This is a genomic window from Kitasatospora sp. NPDC032757 (genome assembly GCF_055579305.1).
Genome location: NZ_JBVINN010000003.1, coordinates 239,079 through 264,397, shown reverse-complemented (window position 1 = coordinate 264,397; position 25,319 = coordinate 239,079). Strand labels below are relative to the sequence as shown.

The window sequence follows — 25,319 nt, the reverse complement described above, 5'->3', positions numbered from 1 at the left end:
CCACCCGGGAGTCTCAGCCGCGCGGCCAGAGCGCTGGGTCCGGCGCGAAGCGGACGGCGAGCGCCCCGTCGTGCAGGCCGGCGCCCGCGACGGTGCAGCGGCGCAGCGCCGAGGGCAGGGTGAGGACGCGCCGGTGGGCGCCGAGGCCGACCACCAGCTCGTCGCCGCGTCGCACCAGGTCCAGGTCGGCCCGGTCGGCGCCGGGCAGGGCGAGGTGCCAGACCAGCAGGCCGTCCTCGGCCAGCCGGTCCTCGACCGGCCACGGCTCGGGGGCGAGCGGCGCCGGGCCGGGCCCGGCCCCGTAGAGACGGTCGGCGACGGCCTCCAGGGTGACCTCGGCGAGGCCGGTGACCAGCACCGGCACGTCGCCGGCGGCGGCCAGGGCGGCCAGCTCCTCCTGCCGGCGGCGGGCCAGCCCGGCCAGCCACGGGTCGGGCGAGCCGGCGGCGCCGTCCGGCAGTGCGCCGTGCACCACGACGGCGTCCGGCCGGTGCCCGTGCAGGGCCAGCCCGGCGCGGATCCGGCGCAGTTCCTCGTACGGGTGTCCGTCCGCGGCGGTGACCAGGCGGACGCTGGTGCCGGGCGCGGTGATCGCGGCGCGGGCCTCGGCGAGCGCAGCGGCCGCCTTGGTCCGGGTCTCGTACAGCCAGTCGGCGGGCATCGGGACCCCGGCGAGGCCGGCCAGCAGCGGGCGCAGCGCCCGGGCGGCCTGGCGCTGCTCGGGGACGAGCCGGGCCAGGTAGCGCTCCAGCTGCTCGGGCAGGGCGAGCGTGCCGATCAGTTCGGCGGGCGGCGGGGCGAGCACCACCAGGACGTCCGCGTCGGCGGCGGGCAGGGCGCGCAGCAGGGCGAGCCGGGCGGTGCCGGGGAGGGCGGTGAGCTCCTCGGGGTCGAGCGGCTCGGCGCCGAGCAGGTCGAGGGCGGGCTTGAGCCGGCCGCCGATCTCGCCGAGGGCGTGCCGGAAGGCGGCCTGCTCGTCGGCCCGGGCCACGGTCAGCCCGGGCGCGTAGGCGGCGGGTTCGGCCTCCAGCCGGGTGCCGAGGACGGTGTCCAGGGCGCGGTGCGGGTCGTCGGCGGCCAGCAGCAGGGTGCGGCGACCCTGCCGGGCGGCGTGCAGGGCGGTGGCGGCGGCCACCATGGGCGCCGCAGCGTCGCCGCTGACCAGGATGGTGCGTGTGGCCGTCATGCCGTGCTGCCCCGCTTTCCGGGCGTCAGCCCTCGACGCGCTTCTTCAGGCCGGCCAGCGCCCGGTCGATGATGACCTTCTCGGCCTTGCGCTTGATCATGCCGAGCATCGGGATCTTGACGTCGACGGCGAGCTGGTAGGTGACCTCGGTCCGGCCGCCGTCGAGCGGGGCGAGCGCGTAGGAGCCGTCCAGCGAGCGGAGCATCTGGCTGCGCACCAGCGTCCAGCTGACCTCGCGGTCGTCGTCCCAGGTGTAGGCGAGGACGTGCTCGTCGCGGATGGCGCCGGCGTCGAGCAGCAGGCGCACCTGGGCGGCGCGGCCGTTCTCGGCGTTCTCCAGTACCTCGATCTCCTTGACCTCGCCGGTCCAGGCCGGGTAGGCGGCGAAGTCGGCGATCACGGCCATGACCGTCGCCGGGGTCGCGTCGATGGTGATGCTCGACCTGGTGTGCTCCGCCATGGAATGGCCCTCCGCGTCGTCCCTTGCTGCCGGCCCGGCCGAGCCTGCTCGGTCGGGTGCGCCCGGAGCAGGCTATCGCGCCCGGGGGCGCCCTCCGGTCCAGGGCCCGGTGGCCTGCCACGCCGCCGGGGCCCGGGCTCCGGCGGCGTGGCAGGCTACCGGTCGGTCACTCCGGGGCTGCCGTAGGGTGCCATTCGAACGACCCGGTCACGGCCTGGTCGGACCGGGTAAAGGTGTGACACTTCGAACACCGGAGCCGACCCCCCTGGTCGAAGCTGCCTACCGGGCAGTAACGTCCTGCCGTCCCGCAGCGTCGCGAACGAGGAGCAGTCTTGCTCGACTTCAGCCTTCCGGCCCTCTACCAGGTACCGAGCGGCGGTAACCTCTCCGACCTCGTGCACCAGAACGCCGAGCGGCACCCGAACGTCGCGGTGCTCAGTCGTAAGGTGGACGGCCAGTGGCAGGAGTTGACCGCCACCCAGTTCCTGGTCGAGGTGCACGCCGCGGCCAAGGGCCTGATCGCCGCGGGCATCGAGCCCGGCGACCGGGTGGGCATCATGTCCCGCACCCGGTACGAGTGGACGCTGCTGGACTTCGCGATCTGGTCGGCCGGCGCGATCACCGTGCCGGTGTACGAGACGTCCTCCGCCGAGCAGGTCGAGTGGATCCTCGGCGATTCCGGGGCGGTGGCAGTCCTCACCGAGACCGACCGGCACGCCGAGGTGGTCGAGCAGGTCCGCGAGCGCCTGCCGGAGCTGAAGCACACCTGGCAGATCGAGGCCGGCGCCCTGGCCGCGCTGGCCGAGGCCGGGCAGGACGTCTCCGACGCCACCATCGACGAGCGCCGCTCGGTGGCGACCTCCGACTCGGTCGCGACCATCGTCTACACCTCGGGCACCACCGGCCGCCCCAAGGGCTGTCAGCTGACCCACGGCAACTTCCTGGCCGAGCTCGGCAACGTGACGGCCCGCATGGAGTCGCTGTTCCGGACCGGCGAGGGCTCCGTCCTGCTGTTCCTCCCCCTCGCGCACGTGCTCGGCCGGATCGCCGAGATCGCCGCCGCGATCGCCCCCATCAAGCTCGGCCACGTCTCGGACATCAAGGACGTCACGGCCGAGCTCGCGTCGTTCCGCCCGACGCTGATCCTGGGCGTGCCCAGAGTCTTCGAGAAGGTCTACAACACCGCCCGTGCCAAGGCCCAGGCCGACGGCAAGGGCAAGATCTTCGACAGGGCCGCCGACACCGCGATCGCGTACAGCCGGGCGCTGGACGGCGGGGGTGCGGGCCTGGGCCTGCGGATCAAGCACGCCGTCTTCGACAAGCTGGTCTACAGCAAGCTGCGCGCCGCCCTCGGCGGCCGGGCCACCCACGCGATCTCCGGCGGCGCCCCGCTCGGCGAGCGCCTCGGCCACTTCTACCGGGGCATCGGCTTCACCGTCCTGGAGGGCTACGGCCTGACCGAGACCTGCGCGGCCACCGCCTTCAACCCGCACGACAAGCCGAAGATCGGCACCGTCGGCCAGCCGCTGCCCGGCTCGGCCGTGCGGATCGCCGAGGACGGCGAGGTGCTGCTGAAGGGCCCGCAGATCTTCACCGGCTACTGGAACAACCCGCAGGCCACCGCGGACGCCCTGCAGGACGGCTGGTTCGCCACCGGCGACATCGGCTCGCTGGACGACGAGGGCTACCTGACCATCACCGGCCGGAAGAAGGAGATCATCGTCACCGCGGGCGGCAAGAACGTCGCCCCTGCGGTGATCGAGGACCGGATCCGGGCGCACGCGCTGATCGGCGAGGTGATGGTGGTCGGCGACCGCAAGCCGTTCATCGGCTGCCTGGTCACCGTCGACGAGGACTTCTTCCCCAAGTGGAAGGAGCTGAACGGCAAGCCGGCCACCGCCACCGTCGCCGAGCTGCGCGAGGACGCCGACCTGCTGGCCGCCCTCCAGGCCGCGGTGGACGACGGCAACGCGGCCGTGTCGCACGCCGAGGCGGTCAAGAAGTTCCGCCTGCTGGACACCGTCTTCTCCGAGGAGAGCGGGCACCTGACGCCCTCCCTCAAGCTCAAGCGCAACGTCGTGCTGAAGGACTTCGCGGCCGACGTCGAGGCCATCTACCAGCGCTGAGGCCACACGCGAAGGGCCCCCGCCGAGGCGGGGGCCCTTCGGCGTGCGCTCAGCCCGCCAGCAGCGAGGTGAGCCGGCCGGCCAGCAGGTCCCACCGCCAGGACCGGTCCACCCAGCGCCGGCCGGCCTCGCCGAGGCGTCGGCGCAGCTCCTCGTCGTTCAGCAGCCGGACGATCCGCTCGGCCGCCGCGGCCGGCGAGCCGCCCGGCACCACGTAGCCGGTCTCGCCCTCCAGCACCGCGTCCGGCGCACCGCCGGAGTCCCCGGCCACCACCGGCAGGCCGGTCGCCGAGGCCTCCAGGTAGACGATGCCCAGGCCCTCGACGTCCAGCCCGCCCCGGCGGGTGCGGCAGGGCATCGCGAAGACGTCCCCGGCGCCGTAGTGCGCGGGCAGCTCCTCCCACGGCACCGACCCGGTGAAGCGCACCGAGGCGCGGACGCCCCGGGCGTCGGCGAGCTTCTCGAGGTCCGCCCGGTACGGGCCGCCGCCGACGATCAGCAGCACGGCGTCCGGCACGTCCGCGAGGATCTGCGGCATCGCCTCGATCAGGGTGTCCTGGCCCTTGCGCGGCACCAGCCGGGAGACGCAGACCACCACCGGCCGGTCCGCCAGGCCGAGCCGGCGGCGCAGCTCGGCGCCGCCCGACTCCGGGTGGAAGGTCTGCTCGTCCACGCCCGGCGGCAGCTGCACCATCCGCGCGGCCGCCTCCGGGCCGACCGCGCCGGCGATCCGGGAGCGGGTGTACTCGCCGAGGTAGGTCAGGGTGTCGGTGCCCGCGCCGATCCGGCGCAGCAGCTGCCGCGCCGCCGGGAGCTGGGCCCAGGCGGCCTCGTGCCCGTGCGTCATGCCGAGCAGCCGGCCGGCCCCGGCACGGCGCAGCGCGGGCGCCATCAGCCCGAGCGGGGCGGCCGCGCCGAACCAGACGGAGTCGCACTTCTCGGCCCGGAGGATCTCGGCGGCCCGCCGGGTGACCCGTGGTGTGGGAACCATCACCTTCGTCCGGTCGCGGATCACCTGGAACGGCTGCTCGGCGTCGAACCGGGCGACCTCGCTGCCGTCGCGCCAGGTCGAGGCGTACACCACGATGCTCCCGGCGGGCTGACGGACAGCCATGTTGTGGACGAAGGCCTGGATACCGCCGGGTCGCGGCGGGAAGTCGTTGGTGACGATCAAGGTCTTGTGCATCAGGCCACGGCTCGCTCGGTCGGGGGGTGCTCGGTGTACCGCTGGGTGATCCGTACGATAGGTCAACACCATGACCCGCCGGGAACGGAACCGTGCACGGCAACCGTTTCACCCCCGGGTCTGTCCTAGTACCTAGGCAGCCGGTGGGGCCCGCCCGGACGACGGCGCAGTGCCCGACACCGACCGCCCGGGCGTCCGTCTCGCGACGCCTCCGGTGGGACGTCCGAGACGAACGAGGGAGCGCAGTGGAGTTGGCCCCGGCCACCGAGTCCGGTAACCCCAGCGGCGCCGACGGCCCCGGCACGGCCCTGGCCGTCCGCCGGGAGCCCGTCCAGGCCCCCGCCCGCCCCGCCGGGCGTGCCGGGGCGCTCTGCGCGCTCGGCGGAAGCTGGCTGGCCACCCGGGCACTGCTGCTCCTGCTGGTGACCGGCGTGCTGCGGATGCCCGGCGGGGACGTCACCACCGACGTCTGGCTGATCTACCACGGCTGGTACGGCGTCCTGCAGACCGGCACCTTCCCGCTGGACGACGTCACCTGGCAGTACCCGCCCGGCGCCGCCCTGGTGATCATGCTGCCGGGGCTGCTGCCCTGGTCGTACCTGGTCTCCTTCTGGGTGATCTGCGGGATCGCGGACGCCGCCGCGATGGCCCTGCTGGTGCGGACCGGGCTGCGCAAGGGCCGGGCGCTGACCGGCGCCTGGGTCTGGGTGGCCGGCGTCCCGCTGCTCGGCCCGATGATCTACAACCGGTACGACGTCATCGTCACCGCGGTCGCGGTGGCCGGCCTGCTGGCGCTGATCCGCCGCCCGGCGATCGGCGGACTGCTGCTGGGCCTGGGCGGGATCATCAAGATCTGGCCGCTGATCGGCCTGATCGGCACCCCGTCCGGCCGGCGCACCCGCCGCGCCTGGACGGCCGCGGCGGCCACCGCCGTCTCGGTGGGCTTCCTGCTCGCGGCCGGGATGAACGGCGCGTTCGAGTTCCTGACGTTCCAGAAGGACCGTGGCGTCGAGGTGGAGTCGGTGGGCGCGCTTCCGCTGCACTTCGCCCGGATCGCCGGGGCCTGGGACGGCAAGGTGATGATGAACTACGGCTCGGTGGAGATGCTCGGGCCGTGGGTCAACGTGGTCGGCAAGGTGATGATGGCCGGCACCCTGCTGGGCTTCGCCTGGCTGCTGCTCTGGCGCTTCACCGCCAAGCGCCGCAACGCCGCCACCATGTACGACGCGGCGCTGACCGCGCTGCTGATCTTCACCGTGACCAGCCGGGTGATCAGCCCGCAGTACCTGGTCTGGCTGGTCGGCGTGGCGGCGGTCTGCCTGACCGTACGCGGCAGCAGCCAGCGGCCAGTGGCGCTGCTGATCCTGGCCGCGACGCCGCTGACCCTGGTGGAGTTCCCGCTGATGTTCAGCGAGGTGGTCGGCAGCGAGCCGTGGGCGATCACCTGGCTCACCCTGCGCAACCTGCTGCTGGTGGCCGCCACCGTGCTCTCCTGCATCCGGCTCTGGCGCTCCACCCGCGGCCCCGAGCAGCTGCCGCCCACCGTGGTGCTGGCGCGCCCGGAGCCCGCCTCCGCCTACCCGGTGCGGCCGGGTATCGCGTACGAGCAGGACCTGCTCGACGGCATCGACCGGCCGAGGGCCGGCGAGCGGCGCTAGGTCCTTCCGGCGGCGGACGGATCCTCGGTCCTGCCCGCGGCGGACGGGCCCTCGGTACCGCCCGGTCGATCGCGCGCCCGGCAAGACCGGCCGGACGGCGCCTATCCCCTGAGCCGCCGGACCTCGGCGAGCCAGAGGTCGGTGAACTCGGCGAGCCCGAGGCCCAGTTCGGCCCGGAGCACGCGGTCCAGCCACTGTTCCCGGCCGTCCCCCCGGCCCGCCGCGCCGACCGCACGGTAGAGGGCGACCAGCCGCTCGGGCCCGTGACGGCGGGCGATCAGCTCACAGGCCAGCCAGGACTGCTCGTAGGCCTGGGCGATGCCGGCGGAGCCGGCGGTGAAGTCCTGGTCGGCGGGCAGCGCCGTGGGCAGCCTCCCGGCGGCGACGTCGCGGGCCAGCTCGGGGGCGATCTGCTGCGGGGAGCGGCCCGAGCCCCGGTAGCCCGTCCAGTCGGCGACGCCCTCGGAGAGCCAGAGCGGCGTCCAGGAGCGGGTGTCGGCCCTGGTCGCCACGTGCGTGGCCTCGTGGGTGATCACCACCTGACGGCCGAAGTCGCTGAGCCCGCCGTACGCCTCGGGGTTGACCAGCACCCGGTCGGCCGGGGTGTGCCAGGGCGCGCCGGGCGCCGCGGTGGTGACGGCCGCCATGCCGGTCCAGGCGGCCGGGTCGGCCTCCAGCAGCCGGGCGAACTGTGCCTCGGTGGCGGGCAGTTCCAGCAGCAGCCGGCCCGCCCAGCCGGTGCCCCAGAGCGCGCCGACGGCCGGGACGGCGCGGTCGGCCACGGCGGCGAGCCCGGCCGCGTCCGGTCCGCCCGCCAGGCCGAGCACCAGGGTGTGCTCGCCGCGGGCGGGCGCGACGGTGCCGAGGTCCCAGAACGGCGGCGGGCCCCCGGCGCTCTCCTCCCGCTCGACCCGCCAGCCGCCGGGGGTGCGCAGCAGCGCGAGCCGGCGCGGGTACACCACGGGGTAGTCGTCGTACCCGGCCACCCGGACGGCCAGCTCGGCGGTGGCGCTCAGCCGGTCCGGCGCGCCGGCCGGGCCGAGTACGAGGTTGCGGTAGCCCGCCTCGGCCAGCGGCAGCGCAGGCGGCCCGGCGGCCAGGGCCCGGGCGCGTTCGGCCAGCAGTGCCGTCACCTCGGCCTGCTGGTCCGCCGCCGCCCGCGCGGGCGCCGCCGGGGCGGCCCCGGGCAGCGAGAGCTGGGCCAGCCCGCCGGCGGCGAGCAGCAGGGCACCGCGCCGGGACAGCGTGCAGCGGCGTGCCCCGGCGGCGGTGGAGGAAGGTCTCGGCCCGGACCGGCTCAGAGCCGGATCACCCCCGCGACGGGCATCGCGTTGACGCTCTCGTACCGGACCTTGGCACCCGGGTACGGGGCATGCACGATCACCCCGCCGCCGGCGTACATGCCGACGTGGTGCATGTCCCGGTAGAAGATCACCAGGTCTCCCGGTCGCGCGTCGGAGATGCTGACCCGCTGACCGGCGTACGCCTGGGCCTGCGAGGTGCGCGGCAGGGTCACTCCGGCCTGCCGCCAGCTCCAGTACATCAGACCGGAACAGTCGAACGCGCGGGGCCCGGTGGATCCGTACACATAGGGCGAGCCGATCATCTTCACGGCGGCGGCCAGCGCGGCGGCGCCGCGTTCGGAGGCGGGCGGGGCGGTGCCCAGGTCGAGCCGGTCGGTGCCGCGGGTGGCGCGCTGCTCGGCCTCGCGGGCGTCCTGCGCGGCCATCCGGGCCCGTTCGCCGGCGCCCAGGCTGTTGAGCAGCTTCTGCGCCTCGGCCAGCCGCTGCTGGATCTGCTGTTTGCTGTCGGCCAGGATGCGGCGGGTCTGGTCCAGCTCGGAGAGCTTGGCGGAGGTCTCGGCACGGCGCTGGTCGAGCCGGCGCTGACGGGCCACCACCTCGTGCAGCGTCTCGTTCTGCCGCTCGGCCGCCTGGTCCAGACTGCGGGCCCGGGAGAGGTAGCCCTCGGGGTCGGTGGAGAGCATCAGCTGGACGGTCTGCGCCATGCCGCCGCCGCGGTACTCGGCGCCGGCCACGGTGGCGAGGTCGCCGCGCAGCTGGTTGAGCTCGTCCTGGGCGACGGCGACCTGCTGCTGGAGGGTGCCGGTCTCGTGCTGGAACCGCTGCTGGGCGTCGAGCGCCGCGTTGTGCTTCTCCGAGGCCTGCTCGGCCTCGTCGTAGAGCTGCTCGACCTGCGCCTTGATGTCCTTGCGGCTGGAGGGCGTGTCCGGCGAGCCCGGCGCGGCCTGGGCGGTGCCGCCACCGGCCAGGCCGAGCACGGTGGTGGCCGCCGCTGTCAGCACCAGCGCACGGGCGAGCGCGTGCGCTCCTGACAGCGGGGAACGGCGGTGCACGGCCATGCGACGGTGGCTCCAATCCTGCGGCCCGGCCCCGCCGCCGCACCGGGGGCGGGCGGCTCGTGAGCGGGAGTCCGGTGGCAGACGTTAGCGAGTCCGGGCGATCGAGTCCAAACCCCTCCCAACCAGAATATTTGACCCTCAATCGGACATCTGCTCGAGCCGCCGGAAAAGCCGCAGGCCCGGCCTCCCACGAGGGGAGGCCGGGCCTGTCGGGGCCGATGCGGATCAGACGCGCACGATGGCGGAGATCGGCAGCATGGTGGCGGTCTCGTACCGGACCACCGCGCCGGGCTTCGGCGCGTGGATGACCTGCCCGCCGCCCACGTACAGGGCGACGTGGCTGGCGTCGGCACGGTAGATGATCAGGTCGCCGGGCTGGGCGTTGGCGATGTTGGTGCCGACGTTGGTCCCGTAACCGGCCTGCTGCTGCGAGGTACGCGGCAGCGAGACGCCCGCCTGCGCATAGGCCCAGCCGGTGAGGCCGGAGCAGTCGAAGGAGCTCGGGCCGGTGGCGCCGTAGACGTACGGCGAACCGAGCTTGCTCTCGGCGGCGGCGATCGCGGCGGCGGCGCGCGAGCCGTTGGCGGCCGGCGCGGCGGGCTTGGCGGCGGCCGGCGCCGAGGACGACGCACCGAGGTCGGTGCGGCTGTTGTCGCGGGAGGCGCGGTCGGCGTCGGCCTTGGCCTTCGCCTCGGCCTTGGCGGCGTCCGCCTTGGCCTTCGCCTCGGCGGCGGCCTTCTCCTCGGCCGCGCGCAGCGCCTGGCGCTCCTGCTCGGTCAGCGTGTTGAGCAGGTCCTGGGCCTTGGCCAGCTTGCCCTGGACCTCCTCCTTGGAGGCCTTCAGCTGCTGGGTGGTGGTCTCAAGCTCGCCGAGCTTGGCCTGGGCCTCGTTGCGGTCCTGGTCGAGCTTGCGCTGCTGCTCCTGGAGGTCCTTCAACGCACCGGACTGGGTGCTGCTGGCCTGGGTCAGCGCACCGGCCTGGTTCAGGAAGTTGTCCGGGCTGGACGAGAGCATCAGCTGGACGGTCGACGATATGCCGCCGTTGCGGTACTGCTCGCCGGCGATCTCGGCGAGGCCGCCCTGGGCCTCGGTCACCGAGGCCTGCTGACGGGCCACCTGGTCCTGGAGCTCGCCGACCTGCTTCTGCAGCTCCTGCTGCTTGGCCTGGGCACCGTTGTACTTCTCGGTCGCCTGCTCGGCCTGCTCGTTGAGCTGGTCGACCTGCTCCTTGACCTGGTCCTTGGTCGGCGTCGGGTCGGCGTGGGCGCCGGACTGCGCAGAGAGGGCGACGGCAGCGGCGGCGACACCGGTCAGGATCGAGACCCGGGCGCGGCCGGCAGGCTTGGGACGACGATGGGACGCCACGAAGGCGGACTCCTTCTTCCAACGCCCGCCTACCGGGTGAGCTGACGGGTTCGGGCCGGAAGCGTGCCCTACGACGCCTCACCGGCCGTTCCAGCGGCCGACCTGGCGCCGATTCACCCCGGAGGAACATGGTTCCCCGGCTCCGCTCCACAGCGCCCCCGACTGCTGGGCTCCCCGTCGGACCGGTCTGCGACCCGTCCCGCTGCTTCACGAACTCGGCGGTAAACCCCCGCCGCCACCCAGGCTGGGTGATCGACTGTGCGGTGGTTCGAGGCACGACCCTAGTAACAGAACCGTGATCCGTTCAAATCCTTGTCAGAAAAAAGACGGAAGAATACCCAAGTTCATTTGTGAATATGACCCGGTGTGACCAGCGCCGTACGCGGAGCTGATCATTTCTCACATACGACCGGGAACGCCGACGCCACCCCCGCTCGGAGGTGGCGCGGATCACAGGGCCGGATCCCGACCCCTGGGCGTGTCGGTCCGTCAGACCCGGCGGATGGTGTTGATCTTCATCGCGTCGGCCTTCATCACCTTCACCACGTCACCGGTGTGCGGCGCGTGCACCACCATGCCGTTGCCGATGTACATCGCGACATGGCTGCGGTCGTCGCGGTAGATGATCAGGTCGCCCGGCTGGGCCTCGGCCAGCGAGGGCACCCGCGAGCCGACGTTGCCCTGCGCCTGCGAGGTGCGCGGCAGCGAGACGCCGGCCTTCCCGTACGCCCAGACCATCAGGCCGGAGCAGTCGAAGGTGCTCGGGCCGGTGGCGCCCCAGATGTACGGCGAGCCCTGCTTGCTCATCGCGTTGGAGACGGCCGCCCCGGCGAGACCGGAGGCCTGCGGCAGGCTGCCGAGGTCGGCACGCTCGCTACCGCGCGAGGCCCGGTCGTCCTGCTGCTGGGCGGCCTTCAGCGCGGCCCGGTCCGCCGCACTCAGCGAGTTCAGCAGGTCCTGGGCCTCCTTCAGCTTCTTGTTGACCTCGGCCTTGGACTGGTTCAGGTCCTTGGTCGTGGTGTCCAGCGAGGCGAGGATCGCGGCGGCCTCGGTCTTCTGCTGGTCCAGCCGGCGCTGCTGGTCCTGGAGGCCCTTGAGCGCGTCGGCCTGGCTGGAGCTGGCCTGCTGCACGCTGGAGGCCTTGTCCAGGTAGCCGGACGGGTCGGAGGAGAGCATCAGCTGCACGGACGGGTCGATGCCACCGGTGCGGTACTGCTCACCGGCCACCGCGGCCAGCCCGCCCTGAAGCTGGGTCATCTGGTCCTGGCCGCGTGCCACCTGGTCCTGGAGCTGGTCGGCCTGCTTGCGGAGCTGGTCGGCCCGCTCCTTGGCGCCGTTGTACTTCTCGGTCGCCTGCTCGGCCTCCTCCTGGAGCTGGTCGATCTGCGCCTTCACGTCCTCCTTCTTGGGGGACGGGGTCGGCGCCGCGTGGGCGGCGACCTGGGCGGAGAGGGCGACCGCGGTCGCCGCGGCAGCGGTGAGCACGGAGACCCGCGCGCGGCTCGGCTGCTTGGGACGGCGGTGGGAGGCCAAGTGACCGGCTCCTTCTTTTTACGGACTCACCCAATCGAGTGAGAATCCGGAAAATAGGTTTGACGCCAGACCCTAGTGAAGATCCAGGCTTTGCGCCACTCCCCCGTTGGCGTGAACTCCGCCCCGCCGCCATGACTTCACGAGATCGCCACAGCACCGCAAGCCCGGCGCTGACCAGGCGTCACCCCGTCCGGCGGGGCCCGGGACAGCCTACGGCCGGGCCAGCCGGTTCAGCAGCAGCACCGAGGCGACAGGGCGCGCACCCGCCTTGCGCACGCCCTCCGCAACCTCCCGGTCGGTGGAGACCACGACCACCGGCCGGCCCTGGGGCTCGGCCCGCACCAGGCGTCTGATCAGCTCGTCCGCCGTCTCCCCGGTCCGGCTGAACCGCACCCGGACCCCGCGCGGCGGCGCCATGATCACCGGTACGTCCAGGTCCTGGCCGTCGAACACACAGGTGACCTCCGCCTGGGTGCGCTGCGCCAGCATCGCCAGCCCGCCCAGCAGCCGGATCCGCTGCTGCTCCAGCGGCAGCGCCGGATAGCCGGTCTTGGTCACGTTGTATCCGTCCACCACCAGATGGACCTGCGGGATCGCCAGCAGCTGGTCCAGCAGCGCCGGATCGTCCTCGGCCAGCCCGCGCCGGGCCACGTCGTGCGGCGAGGCCGCGCCCGGCACCACCGCCTCCACCAGGTCGGCCGGCCGGATCTGGGAGACCGGCAGGGCCAGCTCCCGCTGGAGGCCCTGCGCCGACTGCAGCACGGTGTCCAGCAGCAACCGCAGCCGCATGTCCTCGACGCTGCGCCCCTCACGGGCCGACCGGCGGCCCTGCTCGGCGGCGTTCTCCAGCTCGGAGATCCGGTGCCGCAGCCGGCGCGCCTCGTTCTCGGCCGCGCTGCGCTCGGCTCCCGACTGCGTCTTCAGCGCCTCCAGTTCGGCGCTGAGCCGGCGGGTCTCGGCCTGGGCCCGGCGGGTGTCGCTCTCCAGCGACCGCACCTTCCGGCGCAGCGAGTCGGCCTCCTTGCGGACGTCCTCGGACTCGGTCCGCTGCCGGTCCAGATCGGAGCGCGCCGCGGACCGCACCTCGGCCAGCTCCGCCTGCAGCTTCTCCACCAGCCGGGCCGCCTCGGCGGCCGCGCCCTCGGCGCCGGCCCGCTCCGCCTCCTCGCCGGCCTCGGACACCAGCCGGCTCCAGCCCGCCGAACGCACCAGGTAGGCGGCGGCCGCGACGTCCATCGGATCGGCGGCCCCGGGCACGCTGCCGGACTCCAGCGCCTTGACCAGATCGGGCTGGCCCAGCCGCAGCCGCTCCGCTATCCGCACCCGGAAGGCCGGCTCGGACTCCAGCGCGGCGGCCAGCGCGGTGGCCGCGTACTTGGCCCGCCGGGCCGGAGTGAACTTGGCGTACTGGCGCAGCGTCTGCGGCAGCTCGCCCGGCGGCAGCCCGCCGAGCGCGTCCGCGGCGAGGCCGACCACCCGGCGGCGCACGCCCTCGGGCAGCGGCCGGTCGAGCTTCTCGGGCGCCCGCTCGGCGGCGTTCTCGGCGGCCGTCCCCGCCGCCGTCCCGTCGGCGCGGCCTGCCGCCGGCTCGTCACCGCCGGACTCCTCGGCGCCGGCCGTCCCGTCCGACACCGGGTCTCCGGCCGGGGCGGGCGCGGACGGGGCTGCCTCGGCCGCGTCCGGCGCCTGCGCGTCCACAGCGGGCTGCCGCCCCTGCGGCCCGGCGGGCTCCTTCGCTGCGTCCACCACGTCCTCGGCTCCGATCCTGTTCCAGCGGCACGGCCAACGGCGGCCGCCCTCGTCCTCACGCTCCGTGCGCTCTGTCTGTATTGTCCCGTGCGGCGGGCGGCCGTGCCCCGCACCGCCGCCCTCCGCACGGGCCGGGCATCAACCCTGCTCGGCGGCCTCGGCAGCCTCGGCGTCCTCGGCCCCGGGGCGGGCCACGAGCTCGACCTGGTCCACCGCGTTGCACCAGCGGCAGCGCACCGACTCGATGGTCTCGCTGAGCACCTCGGTCTCCTCCACCTTGGACTCGCCGGCCAGGTCGAAGTGGAGGAACTCGGTGACCCGGGCGGAACGGGTAACGTCGAAACGGGTCAGGTTGCCGCACAGGGTGCAGCGCCAACGCGTCTCGGCAGTCAGGGCGGGGACGGTCATCGGGGGTCCTCTCGGGTGGTCCCTGGGTGGGCTCAGGCGCTCCCCCCGGAGCCCCGGCATCGGCGGCGGGAGGCGGGAATGCCCGCCCCAAGCCTATTGCCTGAGGCAACCGTCCCGACCACCGGTCACAGCGATCGGGCGGCCCGGACGCGCCCCCGGGACAGGTCCGCGAACTCCCGCTCGCGGGCGACGCCAGGAGTCCGCGGACAACCCCTCGACCGGACAGGACGTAGCCCACCTGCCGTAAGCCCGGTGCCGCCCGTGCCGGGCGGAGGGATGCTTGGCCGCATGGCGATCCCGGTCCTCGACCACACCGGCGCGCGGGCCGGCCGCCCGGCAGCTCCCGTCCCGGCCGTCAGCTACGCGCTGATCGCGCTCAACACCCTGGTCTTCCTGCTCGGCCCGGCCGCCGGGCTCAACCCGCTGTACGGGCGCGGCCAGGACCGGGTCTGCGCGGAGCAGCGGTACGAGCAGCGCTGGGGCGCCGTCCCGGCCGAGCTGCTGGCCGGGCGCCCGCTGACCGCCGAACAGCTCGCCGAGGCCCCCGACCCGGTGCCCGGCTGCCCGGCCCGGCCGACCCCCGGCAAGCATCCGGCGCTCGCGGTGCTCAGCGCGCTCTTCCTGCACGCCGGCTGGCTGCACCTGCTGGGCAACCTGCTCTTCCTCTATGTCTTCGGCCCCACCGTCGAGGAACGGCTCGGCCGGGCCCGCTTCGCCCTCTTCTACCTGGCCGCCGGCTCGCTCGCCACGTACGGCTTCGCGCTGGCCGAGGCGCACTCGCCGGGCTCCACCCGGGTGCTGATCGGCGCCTCGGGGGCGATCTCGGCCGTCCTCGGCGCCTACCTGAGGCTGCATCCGCGCGCCCGCGTCACCACGCTCGTACCACTCCTGCTCTTCCTCCCGCTGCGGTTCCCGGCCTGGCTGGTGCTCGGTCTCTGGTTCGCCCTGCAGTGGTGGTCGGTGCACTCGGCCGGGCCCGGGGTGGCCTACCTCGTCCACGTCATCGGCTTCTCGGCCGGCTTCCTGTACGCCTGCACGGTGGCCACCCGCCCCCCGCGACGGTCCGGCTGACGCCCGATACCCTGGCCGCACCTCACAAAGGAGCCCGAACAGTGATCACCGCCATCGTCCTGATCAAGACCAGCGTCGACCGCATCCCGGAGATCGCCGAGGCGATCGCGGCCATCGAGGGCGTCAGCGAGGTCTACTCGGTCACCGGCGGCTACGACCTGGTGGCGATGGTCCGGGTGCGCCGGCACGACGACCTGGCCGAGGTGATCCCCGGCCGGCTGAACAAGGTCCCGGGCGTGGCCCACACCGAGACCCAGATCGCCTTCCGCACCTACTCCCAGCACGACCTCGAGGCCGCCTTCGCGCTCGGCCTCGACGAGTAGCGCTCAGCCCTCCCGCCGCGTGTCCACGACGCAGCGGCCGCCCTCGTTGCGGTAGTTCCAGGCCGCGCCGTCCGTGACCAGCTCGCGGACGGCGGTCAGGAAGCGCTCGATGTGCTCGTCCGGGGTGCCGGCGCCGAAACTGACCCGGATCGCGTTCAGGCTCCGCTCACCCGGCAGCGACGGCTCCGGCGCGCCGCACTCGGACGGTGCCACCTCCTCGTCGCCGAGCAGCGTGCGCAGCAGCGGGTGCGCGCAGAACAGGCCGTCGCGCACCCCGATGCCGTACTCGGCGGAGAGCGCGGCCGAGAAGTGCGAGCTGTTCCAGCCCTGGACGACGAAGGAGAGCACTCCCACCCGGGCCGAGCCGGCGCCGAACAGGTTGAGCACCTTGACCTGCGGGACCTCCGCCAGACCGGCATTCAGCCGGGCGACCAGCTGCCGCTCGCGGGCCTCGAGCGCGTCGAAGCCGGCGTCGGTCAGCGCCCGGCAGGCCGAGGCGATGGCGTAGGCGCCGATCACGTTCGGCGAGCCGGCCTCGTGCCGGGCCGGGCCGGTGTGCCACTGGACGGCCACCGAGCCGTCGGTCTCCCGGGCCACCGTACGGGTGGCGCCGCCGCCGGCCAGGTACGGCTCGGCCGCGTCCAGCCAGTCGGCCCGGCCGGCCAGCACGCCGGCGCCGAACGGCGCGTAGATCTTGTGCCCGGAGAAGGCGATCCAGTCCACGTCCAGCTCGCGCACCGAGACCCGGTGGTGCGGGGCGAGCTGCGCGGCGTCAAGCACCACCCGGGCGCCGTACCGGTGCGCGGTCGCGGTCAGCTCGGCGACCGGCCAGAGCTCGCCGGTGACATTGGAGGCGCCGGTGACGCAGAGCAGCTTGGGGCCCTCGGGGGCCGCGGCCAGTGCGGCGTCCAGGGCGGCGACCGCCTCGGCCCGCGAGCGCGGGGCGCGCAGGTAGGTGACGTCCAGTCCGGCGTGCGCCCAGGGCAGCAGCGAGGCGTGGTGCTCGGTCTCGAACGCGAAGACCCGGGTTCCGGCCGGGACGGCACCGGCCAACAGGTTCAGCGAGTCGGTGGTGGCCCGGGTGAAGACCACCTGGTCGCCCTCGCGCAGGCCGAGGAACTCGGCGACGGTACGGCGGCTCTGCTCGAACAGGTCGGTGGAGAGCTGCGACAGGTAGCCGGCGCCGCGGTGGACGCTGCCGTAGTAGGGGGCGTAGGCGGCGACGTCGTCCCAGACCCGCTGGAGCGCCGGGGAGCTGGCCGCGTAGTCGAGCGCCGCATAGGTGACCTTCTCGCCGCTGGCCAGCGGGACCAGGACGTCGTGGCCGAGGACGGGGAGCGGGGCGCAGAGTTCGGTGGCGACGGACATGGGGATGCACTCCTCCTGGGTGAAGGACCCCGGGGAGTGCGTGCCGCCGGCGTCCGCGCTTGTCACGCGGACGGATTGCCGCGGGACCCGGTCCTCACCCAGGGCACCCCGCCACGGACGGAGGGTTGCCGGACAGCAAGCTGGGGCTTGGCGCTGTCACTCATGACCTGCCGGAGACTCTAGGTCGCGTCCGCCGGGTGGTCAAACACAGGTCCACCATCCGGACGGGGCTCGCCCTCCCGCCTGCGGGCCGCCCGGGCCCCGCGCGCTCATGCGGCGGGGCCCGCCCGGGGTCACTCCCCCGCGCGGGCCCCAACTACCGCCTCACGCCTTGCTGGTGGCCTCCGACCAGCGGTTCAGCAGGTCCAGTGCGGCGCCCGAGTCGATGGCGGCCGCGGCCCGCTCCATGCCCGCCGCCAGCTGCTCGGTGAGCGGCGCGTCGGTGAGGTCCAGCGCCACCAGCGCCGCCGCCGTGTTCAGCAGGACGGCGTCCCGCACCGGCCCGCGCTCCCCGGCCAGCAGCCGGCGGGCGACGTCCGCGTTGTACGCCGGGTCCGCGCCGCGCAGCGCCTCGATGCCGACCAGCTCGATGCCGACCTCACGCGGGTCGAAGGTGGTCTCGCCGACCTCGCCGCCACGCACGATCCAGACCCGCGAGGTGGTGGTGATGGTCAGCTCGTCCAGACCGTCGTCGCCGCGGAAGACCAGCGCACTGGAGCCGCGCCGGGCCAGCACCCCGGCGATCAGCCCGGCCAGCCGCGTGTCGAAGCAGCCGATCGCGTGGGCCGTCACCTTGGCCGGGTTGGTCAGCGGGCCCAGGATGTTGAACGCCGTCGGTACCCCGAGGTCGCGCCGGGCCGTGGCGGCGTGCCGCATCGACGGGTGGAACATGGCGGCGGAGCAGAAGGTGAGCCCGATCTCCTCGGCCACCTCGGCGACCCTCCGGGCGGAGAGGTCGAGGGCGATGCCCAGCTTCTCCAGCACGTCCGAGGAGCCGCTCGCCGAGGAGGCGGCCCGGTTGCCGTGCTTGACCACCTTGGCGCCGGCCGCCGCCGCGACGATCGCCGACATGGTCGAGATGTTGACGGTCTTGGCGCGGTCGCCGCCGGTGCCGACGACGTCCACCGCCGGGCCGGGGATCGAGAGCGGCTCGGCGTGCGCGTACATCGCGTCCACCAGGCCGGCGATCTCCCCGACCGTCTCGCCCTTGGCCCGCAGCGCCACCATGAAGCCGGCCACCTGGGCCGGGGAGGCCTCGCCGCTCATGATGCGGTCCATCGCCCACGCGGTGTCCGCCTGGCCGAGGTCCTCGCCCCGCAGCAGCACCGACAGGATGTCCGGCCAGGTGCGGACCACCTGCACGGGGTCCTTGCCGCCGTTCGCAGGGTTCACGTTCACCATGGCTGACTCCAGCTCTCGTCGGTTCCCGGAAAGGGATCTCCGTAGGGTTGGAGTCAGCCTATCGAGCGGCGGGACGCCACCGTCCCGCCGCGACCCTTCTTCTCTCCTGGTGAGATGCGCCCCTCTTACCGGGCCGCCGGTGTCCGCCTTCTACCGGGTGGCCGGTGTCCGCTTCGCCAGCCGGGCCCGGAGCAGGGTGGCGGCGGCCTCGGCCAGCGCCACCGGGTCCACCGGCTGGGAGATCGCCGCGTCGGCCCGGCTCCAGGCGGCCAGCCAGGAGTCCTGCGGCCGGCCGATCAGCACCAGCACGGGCGGGCAGCCGTAGATCTCGTCCTTCAGCTGCCGCCCGAGCCCCAGCCCTCCGGCCGGCACCGCCTCGCCGTCCAGCACGCAGAGGTCCACGCCCCCCTTCTCCAGTGCCTTCAGCACCGCGGGGGTCGTCGCGCACTCCAGGTAGGACAGCTCCGGCAGGTCCGCGGCCGGCCGGCGGCCGAGCGCCGTCAGCACCTGCTCGCGGGTGTTGCGGTCGTGGCTGTAGACGAGAACGGTCAGCGTCTCGTCGGTCGTGTACGCCATGGGCCCTGCTCCCTCGAAGTGTGATCCGGACCACGTTCGCCTCAATCCGGATGCTACTCCCGATCACCGGCCGCCGAGCCCCTCCCGCGAGATCCATCTCAAGCCGCCGCGCCCACGACTCACCCGCCCGGAGGACGGCGCGTCACCCTCAGCGGTGCGGTCCACCCGTACGGCCGACAGAACCGCCCTCCCCTTACTCCCCGCGGGCCGCACGGGCGTGCAGCGACACGCAGGGCAAGAGGGTCGAAGAGACCTTCGAAGAACCATCAGAAAAGGGACACGCCGCTGCTCAGCCCCCGTCCGGACGCTCCGTCGGGTCCCACTGGGGCATACCGCACGCACCGGACACTCCGAGGGACACCCCCCGGCGTGAAGACGGAATAAGGGACCGACATAATGTCCGTCGTGGCGACAGCAACAGCAGTAGAAACCGGGCACGCGCACGGATCGGTCAACCGGCCGAACATGGTCAGCGTCGGAACGATCGTCTGGCTCAGTTCCGAGTTGATGTTCTTCGCGGCCCTCTTCGCGATGTACTTCACGCTCCGCTCCGTCAAGGGAGCCGAGTTCTGGAGCGAGAAGGCGCACGCCCTCAACGTGCCCTTCTCCTCGGTCAACACCACGATCCTGGTGCTCTCCTCGCTCACCTGCCAGCTCGGCGTGTTCGCTGCCGAGCGCGGGGACGTGAAGAAGCTCCGGTCGTGGTTCGTCATCACCTTCGTGATGGGCGCGATCTTCATCGGCGGCCAGATCTTCGAGTACACCGAGCTGGTCAAGAAGGACGGCCTCTCGCTGTCCTCCGACCCGTACGGCACGGTGTTCTACCTCACCACCGGTTTCCACGGTATGCACGTGACGGGTGGTCTGATCGCCTTCCTGCTGGTCCTGGGACGGACGTACGCAGCCAAGCGCTTCACGCACGAGCAGGCCACCGCCGCGATCGTGGTGTCGTACTACTGGCACTTCGTCGACGTCGTGTGGATCGGCCTGTTCGCGACCATCTACCTGATCAAGTAACCAGCTGATCAGGTCGCTGGCCACCGGCCTCGGGCCCCCGCCCTCACCGGCGACGGGCCTCTTTGCCGGTGCCGACGCTCCCACCGACCGACCGCGCGCGCAGCCCTAGACAGGCAGCCTCGTGCCGGCCAGACCGGCCGCCGGGTGCACCCACCAGTCGACCAGATCCTGACACCGGGGTTATTCCGTGAAAAAGCTCTCCGCACGACGGCGCCACCCATTGGCGGCGCTGGTCGTCCTACTTCTCGCCCTGGCGGCAACCGGGGGGCTGTACGCCGCGTTCGCGCCCGCCGACAAGGCGCAGGCCGACGTCGCCGCGCAGTCGCTCGCGATCGATGAGGGCAAGAAGCTCTTCGCCGTGGGCTGCTCCTCCTGCCACGGCCTGAACGGCCAGGGCAGCAGCGATGGTCCCAGCCTGGTCGGCGTCGGCTCCGCCGCGGTCGACTTCCAGGTCGGCACCGGCCGCATGCCGGCCCAGCAGCCCGGCGCCCAGGTGCCGAGCAAGAAGAACATCTACTCGCAGGCGGAGATCGACCAGCTCGCCGCGTTCGTGGCCTCGCTCGGCCCCGGCCCGGTGACTCCGAGGGAGGAGCAGTACACCTCGACCAACCCCGAGGACATCTCCAAGGGCGGCGAGCTGTTCCGCACCAACTGCGCCCAGTGCCACAACTTCGCCGGCCAGGGCGGTGCCCTGACCCAGGGCAAGTACGCCCCGTCGCTGGAGGGTGTGGACGCCAAGCACATCTACGAGGCCATGCAGACCGGCCCGCAGAACATGCCGTCGTTCCCGGACACCACCATGCCCGAGGAGCAGAAGAAGCAGATCGTGGCCTTCGTCCGCCACACCACCAACGATGAGCCGAACCCCGGTGGTCTCACGCTCGGCAGCCTCGGTCCGGTGACCGAGGGTCTGTTCGGCTGGATCTTCGGTCTCGGCGCACTCATCGCGGTCGCGATCTGGGTCGCCGCCCACACCACCAAGGCCAAGAAGTCATGAGCCAGGACATGCCAGAAGAGAAGCTCCCGGAGTCGCACGGCTCCGCCGGGCACCACGAGGTGGCCGCCCACGGCGATCCGTTCGCCGACCCGGGCCTGCCGGCCCACGAACCGCGTCGCACCGACATCGACGAGCGGGCCGCCAAGCGCGCGGAGCGCCAGGTCTCGCTGATGTTCGTGATCTCGATGCTCGCCACGGTGGGCTTCATCGCCTCCTACGTGGCCATCGACCCGGACAAGATCGTCTACGTCTTCCCGCTGGGCCACATCAGCGCGCTGAACTTCGCGCTGGGCCTGACCCTGGGCGTGGCGCTGTTCATGATCGGCGCGGGCGCGGTCCACTGGGCCCGCACGCTGATGTCGGACCACGAGATCCCGGCCGAGCGTCACCCGATCGAGGCCGACGACGAGGTCCGCAACGACGTCATCGAGCAGTTCAGGACCGGCGCCGCCGAGTCCGGCTTCGGCCGCCGCAAGATGATCCGCAACACCCTCATCGGCTCGATGGCCCTGGTGCCGCTCTCCGGTGTGGTGCTGCTGCGCGACCTCGGCCCGCTGCCCGAGGACAAGCTGGAGCACACCGGCTGGGACGAGGCCACCCCGGCCAAGCCCCTGGCGCTCATCAACATGAACACCAACCTGCCGATGAAGGCCGAGGACGTCATCCAGGGGTCGCTGACCTTCGCGATGCCGCAGGGTCTGCACACCCACGACGAGGACTTCCAGCAGCGCATCGCCAAGGACGCCCTGATGCTGGTGCGCATCGCGCCGGAGGACATCAAGGACAACGCGTCCCGGGAGCTGGGCTTCGAGGGCATCCTCGCCTACTCGAAGATCTGCACCCACGTCGGCTGCCCGATCAGCCTCTACGAGCAGCAGACCCACCACGCGCTCTGCCCCTGCCACCAGTCGACCTTCGACCTGGCGGACGGCGCGCGCGTCATCTTCGGCCCGGCCGGCCACCCGCTGCCGCAGCTGAAGATCACCACTGACGAGAAGGGCTTCCTGGTCGCCACCGGCGACTTCGACGAGCCCGTCGGCCCGAGCTACTGGGAGCGTGCTCGATGAGTAGCGCGAGCAGCACCACCTCCGGTGCCTCCAAGCCGGCCAGCACGCGCGCCAAGCCCGCCAACAAGTGGGAGCAGGCCGCTGACTGGACGGACGGCCGGCTGGGGATCTACTCCCTCGCCAAGGCCAACCTGCGGAAGATCTTCCCGGACCACTGGTCCTTCATGCTGGGCGAGATCTGCCTCTACACCTTCGTCATCATCATCCTGACGGGCGTCTACCTGACGCTCTTCTTCAAGCCCTCGATGGGCGAGGTCATCTACGACGGGTCGTACGTCCCGCTCAAGGGCATCCCGATGTCCGAGGCGTACGCGTCGACGATGGACATCAGCTTCGAGGTCCGCGGCGGCCTGCTGGTCCGTCAGATCCACCACTGGGCCGCGCTGGTCTTCGTGGCCGCGATGCTCGTGCACATGCTGCGCGTCTTCTTCACCGGCGCGTTCCGCAAGCCGCGTGAGATCAACTGGGTCTTCGGCTTCCTGCTGCTGGTCCTGGGCATGTTCGACGGCTTCTTCGGCTACTCGCTGCCCGACGACCTGCTCTCCGGCACCGGCATCCGGTTCATGGAGGGCGCCGTCCTGGCGACCCCGCTGATCGGCACCTACATCCAGATGTTCCTGTTCGGGGGTGAGTTCCCCGGCCACGACATCGTGCCGCGGTTCTTCACCATCCACGTCCTGCTGATCCCGGGCATCATGCTCGGCCTGCTGGTCGCGCACCTGATCCTGGTCTTCTACCACAAGCACACCCAGTGGGCGGGCCCGGGCAAGACCGAGAAGAACGTCGTCGGCATGCCGCTGATGCCGGTCTACATGGCCAAGGCCGGTGGCTTCTTCTTCCTGGTCTTCGGTCTGATCGCGGTCATCTCCGCGGTCGCCTCGATCAACCCGATCTGGGCGTACGGCCCGTACCGCCCCGACCAGGTGTCCACCGACGCCCAGCCGGACTGGTACATGGGCTTCTCCGAGGGCCTGATCCGCATCATGCCGGGCTGGGAGATCGGCCTCTGGGGCCACACCCTGAACCTGGGTGTCTTCATCCCGCTGATGGTGGTCTTCCCGCTGGTCCTGGTCTCCATCGCGGCCTACCCGTTCATCGAGGGCTGGGTCACCGGCGACAAGCGCGAGCACCACATCCTGGACCGCCCGCGCAACGCCCCGGTCCGCACCGCGCTCGGTGCCGCCTGGATCAGCCTGTACCTGGTGCTGCTGGTCGCCGGTGGCAACGACCTCTTCGCCACCCACCTGCACCTGTCGCTCAACGACGTCACGTACTTCGTCCGGGTCGGCTTCTTCGTGGTGCCGGTGCTCACCTTCATCATCACCAAGCGCTGGTGCCTCGGCCTCCAGCGCCGGGACAAGGAGAAGGTGCTGCACGGCCGCGAGACGGGCGTCATCAAGCGCCTGCCGCACGGCGAGTTCGTCGAGGTGCACGCGCAGCTGCCGCAGGGCGACCTGCACAAGCTCACCGCGCACGAGCAGCAGCAGCCGTTCGAGCTCCCGGCCCAGACGGACGAGAACGGCGTGGCCCTCAAGGCCGGCATCCTCACCCGCACCCGGGCGAAGATCTCCCGCGGCTACTTCGGCGAGGGCAGCCAGATTCCCAAGCCCACCGCCGAGGAGCACCACGAGATCACCAGCGGCCACGGCCACCACTGATCCCGTACGCACCCCGCGTCACCCCCGAGGGCCGCTGACCAGACTTCGCTCTGGTCGGCGGCCCTCGGGCTTTCCGTCGTCCGTCCCGCCCTCGCCCCACCCTCAGGAGCCCTCGTGGAGCTGTCCGTCGACCCCGCCTCCGCCACTCCCCCGTACGAGCAGGTCCGCGCCCAGATCGCCGAGCGGGCCCGCAGCGGCGAGCTGCCGACCGGGCTGCGGCTGCCCACCGTCCGGGCCCTGGCCGAGCAGCTCGGGCTGGCCGCGGGGACGGTCGCCAAGGCCTACCGGGAGCTGGAGACCGACGGGGTGGTGGAGACCCACGGCCGGCGCGGCACCCTGATCGCCGCGACCGGCGACACCGGCCACCGGCTGGCCGCCGCGGCCGCCACCGAGTACGCCGAGCGGGCCCGGCGCCTCGGGGTGCCGCGAGCGGACGCCCTGGCGGCCGTGGAGACCGCGCTGCGGCTGGCGTACGAGGTGCCGGGCCGGGAGGGCTGAACGCCCCCGTGGCGGGCCCCGTCAGACCTCCGGGCGGATGATCCCGGTGGCGGGGGCCCGGGAGGACGGCGGGGTGGTGCTGACGGACTGTCCGAGGGCGCTGTGCTTGACCCAGTCGGCCCAGGCGACGTTCCAGTCCCCGAAGCCGTTGCCGAACGGCTCCATGGCGGCACCGTGGCTGTTGACCACCGTCACCAGGTCGCCGACCCGGGTGTTGTCGTAGAACCACTTGGCGTTCTCGGTGCTCATGCCGGTACAGCCGTGACTGACGTTCGCCACGCCCTGCGAGGCGACCGACCAGGGTGCGGCGTGCACGTACTCGCCGCTCCAGGTCACCCGGGTGGCCCACTCGACATTGAGGTCGTAGGACTCCGAGCTGCCTGCGGCTATGCCGATCGTCTCGCCGCTCATCCGGACCTGGCGCTCCTGGCCGAGCACCACCTTGACGCCGTTGCGGGTGTCGAAGCCGGGCTTGCCGGTGGTCACCGGGATCGTCCGGACGACCTCGCCGCCGCGCTTCAGGGTGAGCTCGTGGGCGGCGGCGTCCACCACCGACTCCACCCGCTCGCCGATCCGCAGGGCCAGAGCGGCGCGGTCGCCGCCGTAGAGGCCGTCCGAGATCCGGCTGCCGGTGTCGTCGAAGACCAGGCTGACGGTCGTCCCGGTCGGCCAGTACTCCTCCGGCCGGAAGTGCAGGTTCTTGTCGTCCACCCAGTACCAGCCACCGGTGACGGCGGGCTGCGAGGTGACCGTCAGGGCGCGCTCGACCTCCTGGCGGGCCTGCGGGTCCTTCACCGCCTCGGAGAGCTGCACGGTGAGCGGCTGGCCGACGCCGTAGAGGCCGCTGCCGGACGAGTCCGGGCCGAGCTTGGCCGTCAGCAGGCGCTGCCCGGCGAGGGTGGAGAAGCCCGCGGTGGTCTCGCCGCGGCCGCCGTTGCCGTCGGCGGCGGCGATCCTGACGGTGTAGGCGGTGGCCGCCTTGAGCCGCCCGGTGGTCTGCCAGCTGCGCTGGTCCTCCGAGAGCTTCCCGGCCACCACCCGGCCGTCCGGGCCGACCACGGTGACGTCGGTGAGCCGGCTGCCGGGGACGGCGGTCACCGTGACGGGCTGGGACGGGTCCACCGTGCCCTCGGCCGAGACGTGTACGAGCGGGGCCGCGTCGACCTTGTGGACGGCGCCGGTGACGTCGCCGTCCCCACCGGACGTGCAGGCCGCCAGCGGGGCCAGTACTGCGAGAGCCAGCGAGATGCTGCCTATACCTGCGATTCCGCGCCTGTCGGCCATGACCGCCTCCGAGGGGTCGCACGATT

General features: G+C 72.8%; 22 protein-coding genes and 2 riboswitches. Of the genes, 9 read left to right on the top strand and 13 right to left on the bottom strand.

The features are described 5' to 3' along the window. Positions 1-13: 13 nt before the first annotated feature. Entirely contained in the window at positions 14-1,186 is a 1,173-nt protein-coding gene (locus ACZ5WK_RS06720) for an ArsA family ATPase (RefSeq protein WP_465545629.1), read from the bottom strand. A gap of 25 nt (positions 1,187-1,211) precedes the next feature. Beyond that, complete coding sequence (locus tag ACZ5WK_RS06715) at positions 1,212-1,646, bottom strand: SRPBCC family protein (protein WP_396319413.1); 435 nt, start codon at positions 1,644-1,646, stop codon at positions 1,212-1,214. Positions 1,647-1,978: 332 nt separating this feature from the next. Here ACZ5WK_RS06715 and ACZ5WK_RS06710 point away from each other — a divergent pair, with 332 nt between their 5' ends. After that, entirely contained in the window at positions 1,979-3,772 is a 1,794-nt protein-coding gene (locus tag ACZ5WK_RS06710) for an AMP-dependent synthetase/ligase (protein ID WP_465545626.1), read from the top strand. A gap of 49 nt (positions 3,773-3,821) precedes the next feature. On the opposite strand, the gene ACZ5WK_RS06705 is transcribed toward ACZ5WK_RS06710, so the two are convergent. Then, a complete protein-coding gene (locus tag ACZ5WK_RS06705) occupies positions 3,822-4,958 on the bottom strand; it encodes a glycosyltransferase family 4 protein (RefSeq protein ID WP_465545624.1) in 1,137 nt (378 codons plus the stop codon). A 245-nt stretch (positions 4,959-5,203) separates the two neighbouring features. On the opposite strand from ACZ5WK_RS06705, the gene ACZ5WK_RS06700 reads away from it, so the two are divergent. Next, positions 5,204-6,616, top strand: a complete 1,413-nt coding sequence (locus ACZ5WK_RS06700; protein ID WP_465545622.1) for a glycosyltransferase 87 family protein — start codon at positions 5,204-5,206, stop codon at positions 6,614-6,616. A 101-nt stretch (positions 6,617-6,717) separates the two neighbouring features. Here the strand turns inward: ACZ5WK_RS06700 and ACZ5WK_RS06695 are convergent, their stop codons facing one another. The 6 genes from ACZ5WK_RS06695 to ACZ5WK_RS06670 form a co-directional block, all read right to left on the bottom strand. Beyond that, positions 6,718-7,749 carry a hypothetical protein gene (locus ACZ5WK_RS06695; protein ID WP_465545620.1) on the bottom strand — a complete coding sequence of 344 codons (1,032 nt, stop codon included), beginning with the start codon at positions 7,747-7,749 and terminating at the stop codon, positions 6,718-6,720. 164 nt (positions 7,750-7,913) lie between these two features. Further along, the gene (locus ACZ5WK_RS06690) at positions 7,914-8,978 is read right to left on the bottom strand and encodes a C40 family peptidase (RefSeq protein WP_465545618.1); all 1,065 of its coding nucleotides are present in this window, start codon (positions 8,976-8,978) and stop codon (positions 7,914-7,916) included. 225 nt (positions 8,979-9,203) lie between these two features. Beyond that, the gene (locus ACZ5WK_RS06685; protein ID WP_396319419.1) at positions 9,204-10,343 is read right to left on the bottom strand and encodes a C40 family peptidase; all 1,140 of its coding nucleotides are present in this window, start codon (positions 10,341-10,343) and stop codon (positions 9,204-9,206) included. A gap of 10 nt (positions 10,344-10,353) precedes the next feature. After that, a riboswitch (cyclic di-AMP (ydaO/yuaA leader) is annotated at positions 10,354-10,508 on the bottom strand. A gap of 324 nt (positions 10,509-10,832) precedes the next feature. Next, positions 10,833-11,876, bottom strand: a complete 1,044-nt coding sequence (locus ACZ5WK_RS06680) for a C40 family peptidase (protein ID WP_465545616.1) — start codon at positions 11,874-11,876, stop codon at positions 10,833-10,835. 210 nt (positions 11,877-12,086) lie between these two features. Then, the gene (locus ACZ5WK_RS06675; protein WP_465545940.1) at positions 12,087-13,508 is read right to left on the bottom strand and encodes an NYN domain-containing protein; all 1,422 of its coding nucleotides are present in this window, start codon (positions 13,506-13,508) and stop codon (positions 12,087-12,089) included. A 255-nt stretch (positions 13,509-13,763) separates the two neighbouring features. After that, positions 13,764-14,033, bottom strand: coding sequence for a hypothetical protein (locus ACZ5WK_RS06670; RefSeq protein ID WP_396319421.1), 270 nt, complete (start codon positions 14,031-14,033; stop codon positions 13,764-13,766). Positions 14,034-14,321: 288 nt separating this feature from the next. Between ACZ5WK_RS06670 and ACZ5WK_RS06665 the strand changes: the two genes are divergently transcribed. Both ACZ5WK_RS06665 and ACZ5WK_RS06660 read left to right on the top strand, forming a co-directional pair. After that, positions 14,322-15,104 carry a rhomboid family intramembrane serine protease gene (locus ACZ5WK_RS06665; RefSeq protein WP_465545613.1) on the top strand — a complete coding sequence of 261 codons (783 nt, stop codon included), beginning with the start codon at positions 14,322-14,324 and terminating at the stop codon, positions 15,102-15,104. Between the two features lie 41 nt (positions 15,105-15,145). Then, positions 15,146-15,427: an Lrp/AsnC ligand binding domain-containing protein gene (locus ACZ5WK_RS06660; RefSeq protein ID WP_030240061.1), complete on the top strand. Its 282-nt coding sequence runs from the start codon at positions 15,146-15,148 to the stop codon at positions 15,425-15,427. 3 nt (positions 15,428-15,430) lie between these two features. On the opposite strand, the gene ACZ5WK_RS06655 is transcribed toward ACZ5WK_RS06660, so the two are convergent. The 3 genes from ACZ5WK_RS06655 to ACZ5WK_RS06645 all read right to left on the bottom strand — a co-directional run bounded on the left by ACZ5WK_RS06655 (position 15,431) and on the right by ACZ5WK_RS06645 (position 18,772). Continuing rightward, the gene (locus ACZ5WK_RS06655) at positions 15,431-16,795 is read right to left on the bottom strand and encodes an aminotransferase class V-fold PLP-dependent enzyme (RefSeq protein ID WP_465545611.1); all 1,365 of its coding nucleotides are present in this window, start codon (positions 16,793-16,795) and stop codon (positions 15,431-15,433) included. Positions 16,796-16,845: 50 nt separating this feature from the next. Beyond that, positions 16,846-16,963, bottom strand: a riboswitch (SAM riboswitch). Positions 16,964-17,119: 156 nt separating this feature from the next. Next, on the bottom strand, positions 17,120-18,196 hold the full coding sequence (gene trpD / locus ACZ5WK_RS06650) for an anthranilate phosphoribosyltransferase (RefSeq protein WP_465545609.1): 1,077 nt from the start codon (positions 18,194-18,196) through the stop codon (positions 17,120-17,122). A 150-nt stretch (positions 18,197-18,346) separates the two neighbouring features. After that, entirely contained in the window at positions 18,347-18,772 is a 426-nt protein-coding gene (locus tag ACZ5WK_RS06645; RefSeq protein ID WP_396319425.1) for a hypothetical protein, read from the bottom strand. A 396-nt stretch (positions 18,773-19,168) separates the two neighbouring features. On the opposite strand from ACZ5WK_RS06645, the gene ctaE reads away from it, so the two are divergent. From ctaE to ACZ5WK_RS06620, 5 genes are all read left to right on the top strand, one after another. After that, the gene (gene ctaE, locus ACZ5WK_RS06640) at positions 19,169-19,789 is read left to right on the top strand and encodes an aa3-type cytochrome oxidase subunit III (RefSeq protein WP_073923280.1); all 621 of its coding nucleotides are present in this window, start codon (positions 19,169-19,171) and stop codon (positions 19,787-19,789) included. 187 nt (positions 19,790-19,976) lie between these two features. Then, positions 19,977-20,786, top strand: coding sequence for a cytochrome bc1 complex diheme cytochrome c subunit (gene qcrC, locus ACZ5WK_RS06635; protein ID WP_465545606.1), 810 nt, complete (start codon positions 19,977-19,979; stop codon positions 20,784-20,786). Beyond that, positions 20,783-21,853 carry a cytochrome bc1 complex Rieske iron-sulfur subunit gene (gene qcrA / locus ACZ5WK_RS06630; protein WP_396319427.1) on the top strand — a complete coding sequence of 357 codons (1,071 nt, stop codon included), beginning with the start codon at positions 20,783-20,785 and terminating at the stop codon, positions 21,851-21,853. Before qcrC ends, qcrA begins: the two co-directional genes overlap by 4 nt. Further along, the gene (qcrB, locus tag ACZ5WK_RS06625; protein ID WP_465545603.1) at positions 21,850-23,511 is read left to right on the top strand and encodes a cytochrome bc1 complex cytochrome b subunit; all 1,662 of its coding nucleotides are present in this window, start codon (positions 21,850-21,852) and stop codon (positions 23,509-23,511) included. Before qcrA ends, qcrB begins: the two co-directional genes overlap by 4 nt. A gap of 114 nt (positions 23,512-23,625) precedes the next feature. Then, entirely contained in the window at positions 23,626-24,009 is a 384-nt protein-coding gene (locus ACZ5WK_RS06620) for a GntR family transcriptional regulator (RefSeq protein WP_396319429.1), read from the top strand. 21 nt (positions 24,010-24,030) lie between these two features. Here ACZ5WK_RS06620 and ACZ5WK_RS06615 read toward each other — a convergent pair whose 3' ends face one another. Then, positions 24,031-25,293, bottom strand: coding sequence for a L,D-transpeptidase (locus ACZ5WK_RS06615; protein WP_465545601.1), 1,263 nt, complete (start codon positions 25,291-25,293; stop codon positions 24,031-24,033). Positions 25,294-25,319: the final 26 nt, after the last annotated feature.